General features: G+C 61.1%; 8 protein-coding genes. 3 read left to right on the top strand and 5 right to left on the bottom strand.

Features of this window, described 5'->3' with window-relative positions:
• Positions 1-298 precede the first annotated feature (298 nt).
• Positions 299-1,477 (top strand): ABC transporter ATP-binding protein, encoded by a 1,179-nt coding sequence (locus tag GFC01_RS20005; protein ID WP_341473971.1) that lies wholly within the window; start codon positions 299-301, stop codon positions 1,475-1,477.
• Positions 1,478-1,502: 25 nt separating this feature from the next.
• Positions 1,503-2,318, top strand: coding sequence for an ABC transporter permease (locus tag GFC01_RS12940; protein ID WP_341473970.1), 816 nt, complete (start codon positions 1,503-1,505; stop codon positions 2,316-2,318).
• Between the two features lie 28 nt (positions 2,319-2,346).
• Here the strand turns inward: GFC01_RS12940 and GFC01_RS12935 are convergent, their stop codons facing one another.
• The 4 genes from GFC01_RS12935 to GFC01_RS12920 form a co-directional block, all read right to left on the bottom strand.
• Positions 2,347-3,228 carry a metal ABC transporter permease gene (locus GFC01_RS12935; RefSeq protein ID WP_152947548.1) on the bottom strand — a complete coding sequence of 294 codons (882 nt, stop codon included), beginning with the start codon at positions 3,226-3,228 and terminating at the stop codon, positions 2,347-2,349.
• Positions 3,229-3,404: 176 nt separating this feature from the next.
• On the bottom strand, positions 3,405-4,160 hold the full coding sequence (locus GFC01_RS12930) for a metal ABC transporter ATP-binding protein (RefSeq protein ID WP_152947547.1): 756 nt from the start codon (positions 4,158-4,160) through the stop codon (positions 3,405-3,407).
• A 52-nt stretch (positions 4,161-4,212) separates the two neighbouring features.
• Positions 4,213-5,211: a metal ABC transporter substrate-binding protein gene (locus tag GFC01_RS12925; protein ID WP_152947546.1), complete on the bottom strand. Its 999-nt coding sequence runs from the start codon at positions 5,209-5,211 to the stop codon at positions 4,213-4,215.
• Between the two features lie 270 nt (positions 5,212-5,481).
• Positions 5,482-6,093, bottom strand: a complete 612-nt coding sequence (locus GFC01_RS12920; RefSeq protein WP_243137568.1) for a Fur family transcriptional regulator — start codon at positions 6,091-6,093, stop codon at positions 5,482-5,484.
• 278 nt (positions 6,094-6,371) lie between these two features.
• Here GFC01_RS12920 and GFC01_RS12915 point away from each other — a divergent pair, with 278 nt between their 5' ends.
• Positions 6,372-7,073 (top strand): HoxN/HupN/NixA family nickel/cobalt transporter, encoded by a 702-nt coding sequence (locus GFC01_RS12915; RefSeq protein ID WP_341473969.1) that lies wholly within the window; start codon positions 6,372-6,374, stop codon positions 7,071-7,073.
• Positions 7,074-7,245: 172 nt separating this feature from the next.
• Here GFC01_RS12915 and prmC read toward each other — a convergent pair whose 3' ends face one another.
• On the bottom strand, positions 7,246-8,121 hold the full coding sequence (prmC, locus tag GFC01_RS12910) for a peptide chain release factor N(5)-glutamine methyltransferase (protein ID WP_152947544.1): 876 nt from the start codon (positions 8,119-8,121) through the stop codon (positions 7,246-7,248).
• Positions 8,122-8,123: the final 2 nt, after the last annotated feature.

Genomic DNA, 8,123 nt, shown 5'->3' with positions numbered 1-8,123 from the left:
GACAGGGGCCGGGCGGGATCCACCCGTAAGACCAGGGTCTCCACTTCCATAACCGCCCATGCTCCTCCGCAAAACCTTAAACAGTAGTATACCACAAAATGGCGCCAAAAAGATCGCCGTAAAGCAGGACACCGGACCAGCCGCGGCAAAAAAGGGCATCCCGGATGGACGGCCTTGTAATTTGAATTGCAAAGGTGGTTTTTATTCTTCAGGGAGGGAAAAGCCCCCCGAGGATAGAATAACAGGGGAAAGCAATAACGACAGTTATCACAGGCGTACGGGGAGAAAAGGTTAATCCATGGATGTGGTGGTGGCTGAAAAATTGACCAAGGAGTTCAACGGCCGGGCCGCCGTGCGGGGCATCGACTTTGCGGTGCGTGCCCGGGAATGCTTTGGTTTTCTGGGCCCCAACGGGGCAGGCAAAACCACCACGGTGAACATGATCTGCTGTTTTTCCCCGGTTACCTCCGGCCGGCTGACCGTCCTGGGCATGGACGTGCGGAAACACCCCCGTCAAATCAAAAGCCGCCTGGGAGTGGTACCCCAGGAAAACAACCTGGACCCGGATTTAAAGGTGCTGCAAAACCTGCTGGTTTACGCGGGCTACTTCCGGCTACCGGCCGCGGACGCCCGCCCCCGGGCCATGGAACTGTTAGAGTTTTTTGATCTGGCGGACCGGGCCGGAGAACGGGTGGACCGCCTGTCCGGGGGGATGAAGCGTCGTCTGACCATTGCCCGGGCATTGATCAACAATCCGGAAGTGGTGGTCCTGGACGAACCCACCACCGGACTGGACCCCCAGGCCCGTCACCTGGTGTGGCAGAGGCTGCGCCGTTTAAAGGAACGGGGAGTTACCTTGCTGCTGACCACCCACTACCTGGAAGAAGCCAGCCAGCTCTGCGACCGGCTGGTGATCATGGATCAAGGGGAAATACTGGAAGAGGGCGACCCCCGGGGGCTGGTGTCCCGGCACATTGGCCGGGAAGTGGTGGAGGTGGGGCTGCCGGGGGGATATGCGCAGATAGCAAATACCCCTTGCGCTGGACAACCGGAAGGGCGGTTTGGAACCGGCGTACCGGGAAAAGATGACCGGCCGGAACAAAGGGGCGTCACCTTACCGGATTTTGGCGGGCCGGATCCTGCCGGTGGGGGGACTGGTAAGGTAGATCCACCGGAGCCTGCAGGTACAGCGCTTTACCGTCTAAAGGAGTATGGACCGCCGGGGAGCTTGCCGGGAACGGCGGAATGGGGAATTGAGCCGGAGAACGGCATAAAAATGATCCTGCACCGGGTTGATTCCCTGATCCGGGGCCACCTGGTGGTGGGAGACAATATTTTTCTTTTTCCCCGGGACAGCGGCCAGGCAGTGCTGCAGGCACTGCAGTCCCTGCCCGTGCCCTTTGCCCACCTGCTTTTGCGCCCGGCCACCCTGGAAGATGTATTTTTAAAGCTAACGGGAAGGGGACTGGACGGCTGATCCCGCTGGAAGCCGGCATGGTTAAGTGTGCCGGAATTATCAGGAATCTTTTACAAGGGGGTATTATGTCCTGAAACTCCCCGATATTTCCCCCCTGGTGTGGCCGGTGTTACGCCGGCACCTGATTGTTTTCAGCCGCAACTGGAAAACCAACATTTCCTTTAATTTTTTCGAACCCCTGCTGTATATCACGGCCCTGGGGCTGGGCCTGGGCGCCTATGTGCAGCCCATGGAGGGCCTGCCCTATCTGAATTACCTGGCTCCCGGTCTGGTGGCCTCCTCGGCCATGTTTGCCACCAGCTACGAATGTACCTACGGCACCTTTGTGCGCATGGAGTATCAAAAGACCTTCCAGGCCATGGTGGCCACCCCGGTGAGCATCGAAGATGTGATTGTGGCCGAGATGCTTTTCGGCACCTTTAAAAGTGTCCTTTACGGATCGGTGATCCTGGTGGTCATCCTGGTGCTGGGCCTGGTGGCCTCCCCCTGGGCGCTTCTGGTGCCGCCGGTGCTGGCTGTGGCGGGCCTTTTGTTCGCCGCCCTGTCCATAATCTGGACCGGACTGGTGCCCAACATGGAAAACTTCAATTACTTTTTCTCCCTGATCATGACGCCCCTTTTTCTCTTTTCCGGCGTCTTCTTCCCTTTGAGCGGCCTGCCGCCCCTGGTGCGGAGTCTGGCCTGGGCCAGCCCCCTCTATCATGTGGTCAACCTGGTCCGCGGCCTGGTCCTGGGGCAGGTGGGGGCCGGATTGCTCTGGGACCTGATCTGGCTGACGGTGTTCACCGCCCTGCTCTTCCCCCTGCCCCTGTACCTGGTGCGGCGACTGGTGATCAGGTAAACAACCCGCGGCAGGAACGTGTTCCTGGCTAGGACCCCGATCCCCGCTCCCCCAGCACGGCCAGGGGGACCTTCCCGGCAGCAGCCGCGGCCAGGCGCCGCCGCCGGGCCCGCCGGAGGGCCGTGCCGGCCTGCACCAGGGCGAAAACAGCCGCCGCCAGCAGGACAATGGAACCCCCGGCCGCCGTCCCCAGGCGGTAGGACAGTACCAGACCCCAGAAGGAAACGGTCACCCCCAGGACCAGGGAAAACCAGAAAAGGCGCTTGAAACTGCCGGCCACCAGCTGGGCGGTGAGCACGGGGATGACCATCAGGGCACCGACCAGCAGCACACCCACCACCCGGATGGATACGGAAACGGTCAGGGCCACCAGCAGGATGAAAAGCACATTCAGCCGGTCCACCGGCAGACCGGCCACCCGGGCGCATTCCTCGTCAAAGGAAATAAAGAACAATTCCTTGTGGAAAACGGCCAGCATCCCCAGGACCACCACCCCCACCACCAGGATCAGGAGCAGATCGGCCGGGCCCACGGTGAGAATGCTCCCGAAAAGATACCCCATGACGTCCACGTTAAAACCCCGGGCCAGGCTGATCAACACCACCGCCAGGGCCAGACCGCTGCTCATCATCAGGGCCAGGATGGCCTCGCCGTGCAGCCGTCCGGCGGCCCGCAGGCGCTCGACGGCCAGGGCGGCGGTCAGGGCCACCGCTAGGGTGGCCACGGGCGGGAAAATGCCCAGGATCAGACCCAGGGCCACCCCCGCCAGGGATATGTGGGCCAGGGTATCGGCCATGAAGGCATAGCGGCGCAGGACCAGAAACACGCCCACCGCGGGGCAAATCAGGCCCGCCAGCAATCCCGCCAGCAAAGCCCGGATCATAAAATCGTAAGCAAAAATTTCTCCCATGGCGCAGTCTCCTCGGCGAATAGTTTTTCATGCTTTATAAAGGGAATTTTTGTTTCCACGAGCATAGCTCCGCGCAAATTCCCTTCTCCTCCTTCGTCGTGCCAACAACGAGCGCATAGGGGATTCCTCAATGATCGTTGCCGGAACCGGGATTTGCCCGTCATTTGGTGGGAAAATCAGTGCTCGTGCACCACCCGCCGCACCGGTATGCCGTAGAGACGGGCCAGGTTGGCGGTGGTCAGCACCCTGGCCGGATGGCCGTGACAGATGAGCCGCCTGTTGATGCAGGCCACCTGGCCCACCCGCCGCGCTACGGTGCCGGTGTCATGGGAGACAGTAATCAACGTAATGCCCATGTCCCGGTTCAATTGCTCCAGCAGGGCATAAAAGGAGTCCAGCGCCCGGCTGTCCAGGCCCACCACCGGTTCATCCAGCACCAGCAGTTCAGGCCGGCCCGCCAGGGCCCGGGCGATGAATACCCGCTGCTGCTGCCCGCCGGACAGGCTGCCCACGGTGCGCTTTCCGGCGCCGGCCAGCCCCACCAGTTCCAGGGCTTCCTCCACCGCCCGGTAATCTTCCTTCCCCGGGCGACGGCCCATACCCAGGCGGGAAAAGCGACCGGACAGAACCACCTCTTCCACCGTGGCCGGAAAACGGGTATCAAAACTGGTGGCCTTCTGGGGCACGTAGCCAATCCGGTCCCACTGGCGAAAGCGGCCCACCGGACAGCCAAAGAGCCGCACTTCCCCGGAAAGGGGTTTTAAAAGGCCCAGGATCAGTTTCACCAGGGTGGTCTTGCCCGAACCGTTGGGTCCCATCAGGGCCAGAAAATCACCCCCGGCCACGGTGAGGTTAATGCGTTCCAGCACCAGATCCTCCCCGTAACTGAAGGACACATCCCTTACTTCCACCACCGGGTTCACAGGTAACATCCCCCCACCGTTTCTTCGCCATTTGCCTGTTTTTCACCCATAAACGCCATTTTTAACTGCCTCCCAGGGCCATTTTCAAGCGGGCCAGGTTTTGCCTCATGATGGAAAGATAATTTTCCCCCCGCCTTTCTTCCTCCGGTGTCAGGCCTTCCAGGGGATTGAGCACCAGTGTTGCCGCACCCACTTCCCGGGCCAGAGTTTCGGACAGCTTCGGGCTGACCAGGGTTTCAAAGAAAATATACTTCACATGGTGCTCCCGGCAAAAATCCGCTATCCGGCGCATGTGAGCCGGATCGGGCTCGCTCTGGGGGGAAAGACCCATTACAGGCACCTGGTGCAGGCCGTAACGCCGGGCCAGGTAGCCGAAGGCCGCATGGGAGGTAACTATATCCCGGCTTTGAAAACCCTGCACCGCTTCCCTGTACTCCCGGTCCAGGGCCGCCAGTTCCGCCAGGTAGGCCTGTGCCCGGGATTGATATTCATCAGCGTGGGCCGGGTCGGCGGCCATAAAAGCGTCCCGGATTTTTTGCACTATCTGCCGGGCCTGAACGGGATCCAGCCAGACATGGGGGTCCACACCGCCCGGCCCGGCTCCGGTGCCGGGGTGGCCGTGATTGTGCCCTTTCCCTGCCGGCTCCGGTGCGGCAGCTTCCTCCCCCCCGGCAGCCCCTTCCGGCGTACCGGTAATGAGATCCAGCCCCCGGCTGGCTTCCACCACCACAATCCCCTTTTGCTGCAGGGTGGGCAACTGCCTGTCCACCCAGGGCTCCATCCCGGCACCGTTATAGATAAAAACTTTGGCCCGGGAAAGCCGCACCATATCCCTGGCCGTGGGTTCCCAATCGTGGGGTTCCACGCCGGGCGGCAGCATTCTGGTCACTTCCACCCGGTCTCCCCCCACCTGGCGGGCAAAATCGTAAAGGGGATAAATGGTGGTAACCACCTCCATCTTCCCATCCCCCGGCGGGGCGGAGGTGCCGGCAGCATTGCAACCGGACAGGCAGAAAACCAGCAGTACGGCTGCCAGCAAAACAGGGAGTCCCCGGTTCAAACCCGCCACCTCCTTTTATGGATATTGTCGGCAGTATAACCATTTTTAAAACCGGCTAAGCACCGGCCGCCGGTAAAGACTATTGCTCCAAATCGTAAATTTTGGTCCCTTTTCTGTGTACATATCAGACAAACAATCAGCTCTGGCAAACCATCCCCAAAGGGGTCTGACCCCTTTTGCCTCGGCGGTTCGCTTTTATGTTAACCTTATTTACTGGGGGGACCGGGCAACGGGCCAAGCAATAAGTTAATTACCGGCAACATGTACGTCCTACAGTAAATCTTCCCCGCCTTTTTGGCACCGGTGACAGTATCCGTAAACTTTAAAAGCATGACCGGCCACTTTAAAACCCGGTCTCTCCGCCCGTACCCGGGCCAGGCACTCCTCCGGACAAAAGGGCAGTTCCTCGGCCCGGCCGCATTTCAAACAGACCAGGTGGTGGTGGTGCCCTTTACCGGCATATTCAAAACGGCGGCAGCCGTCGGCAAAGTCCAGTTCACTGGCCAGGCCGCAGCGGGTCAACAGGTGCAGGGTGCGATAGATGGTGTCAAAACTGATGCTGTCGTAACGCAGCCTCACCTTTTGCCATATTTCTTCGGCACTGAAATGTATTTCATCCCGGGCCTCTTCGATTAAAATGCGCAGCACCTCCTGCCGCTGGGGCGTCAGACGCACACCATGCCCTTTAAGTTTAACCAGGGCGTCTTCCAGCTGCCGGCCGGCATCCGGAATACGGGGGTCCCGGGCGACGGAGCGTTCCGGCCCAGCGGGCAACTTCTCCGCCGCCTGCCGGGTCACCGGCCCGGAATCCATATCAACGGACTTCGCGGACCTTCCGGGTTTCAATCCCGCTCTCCCCGACCCGGCACCCATTTGTTTCATAAGTATTCCTCCCAGATCAGAATTATTCCGATATGGTAACAACTTTTATTTAATCAGATAACCCATCTTTTGTCAAGAAGGGCTGGTCTAAAAAATGGGGCCGGAAGAATATCCTATATGTGATTCCGTCATAATTACCCCGGCTGGTTTAGTGACGCCACGTAGCCCTGCACTCACTGCCACCGGGTTTGTGTACTATACCAAAAACTTTGAAGTTCTTTTAAAACCGGGGAGTGCCGGTCTATTTAATCAGACGACCGACGACTTTTTGAGGGCAGGTGGGAGGCTTGACCTTTGGTGTTACCCATTTATCGGCTTTCGGCCTGGGGATGCTGCACGCCCTGGAACCGGGCCACGGCAAGGGAATCATGGGGGCCTACCTGGTCCTTTCCCGGGGCCGGTCCGTGGATGCCCTGCAGCTGGGTTTGATCACCGCCGCCACCCACACCCTGGTGGTGCTGGCCCTGGCCATGGGCGCCCGCTGGGCCACCTGGCTGACCATGACGGCGGCCGGCATGCCCCGGCAGGAACTGGGCACGTGGCTGCAACTGGTATCGGGGTTACTGGTGGCCTTCATCGGCCTGCGGCTGCTGCTCCTGCGCCGGCACTGCTGCCCCCACTGCGGGCACCCGGGACCGCTGGCGGAAGCGGCCGGCTTTCGCCGGGACCGGTGGGGACTGCTGGTGGTGGGGGTGACCAACGGCCTGGCCCCCTGTCCGGGGGCCCTGGCCGTGATGTTGCTATCCATGGGCAGCGGCACACCCCTGGCGGGGCTGAGCCTGGTGCTGGCCTTCGGCCTGGGCGGCGCAGTAGCCCTGGTGGGGGTGGGGCTGCTTTTCGTGCGGTTGTCCTTCCTGGCCCAGCGGGTGCTGGGACCCCGCAGCTGGCGCTGGCTGACGGTGGCCAGCGGCCTGCTCATCATCTTCATCGGGGCGCTCACGGCCTGGACGGCCCTTGCCGGCCGGCACCAGCCGGGATAGAATTAAATTAGCAACGTACAAGAAATTGCGCAAATGAGCCCGGCGATTATGAGAGCAGGTACCAGTATTGGTTTTCAGGCCGGGGTAACCCGGTCTTTGTCTTTAGCCCGCCCCAAAGTCCGGTCTTTACTTTCTCTATCCTGCGTTAACTTCACCGGGGATATCCCGTTGATCATGCACCGGTTTCCTTTTTCCCGGCCACCACCAGCCGTTCCCGGCCGGCCAGGTCCCGTTCCACCCGGTAGCACCAGTCTTTTTCCGGCAGCAACGGAGCAAATGAGGGTACCTGGGCCGGGTCGATTTCCATGAGCAGGTAACCTCCCGGCACCAGCAAGCGGTATGCATCGGGTATCAGGCGCCGGTACAGTGCCAGCCCATCGTCGCCGCCGTCCAGGGCCAGGCGCGGTTCGTACCGGGCCACATCGGGCATGAGCCGGCCCATTTCATGGGAAGGAATGTAGGGTAGGTTGGCTGCCACCAGGGAAAGGCTGCCGGGAGGAAGTATTTCCTGCACGGGGGAGAGGAGATCCCCCTGCAGAAAGCAAATCCGGCCCGACACGCCGTGACGCCGGGCATTTTCCACCGCCACGGCCAGGGCGGCCGCCGAAATATCGGTGGCATAGATGACGGCTGCCGGGAAGTAACGGGCCAGGCTGACGGCAATGGCCCCGCTGCCCGTACCCACGTCGGCCAGCAAAAGCCGTTGAGTGCAGTGACCCCGGAGCAATGCCAGGGCCGTTTCCACCAGCAGTTCCGTTTCCGGCCGGGGGATGAGCACATCCGGCGTGACCAGAAAATCCAGCCCCATGAATTCCCGGCGGCCGGTCAGGTAGGCCACCGGTTCGCCGGCCGCGCGCCTGTGCAGCAGTTCCCACAGGCGGGCTTCCTCCCGGGTGGTGAGCCGCCGTCCAGCTTCCCGGTAAAGGCCGGGCCGGTCCAGGCCGGTCACATGGGCCAGCAATACCTCCGCCTCCAGGGGAGCGGCGGGAATGTTCTTTTGTTGCAAAAAGGCCCTGGCCGCAGCCAGGACACCGGCAATGTGTGACAATA

This window comes from Desulfofundulus thermobenzoicus (assembly GCF_009428905.1).
GTDB lineage: Bacteria > Bacillota > Desulfotomaculia > Desulfotomaculales > Desulfovirgulaceae > Desulfofundulus_A > Desulfofundulus_A thermobenzoicus.
This window is presented reverse-complemented; position numbering and strand designations above follow the sequence as displayed.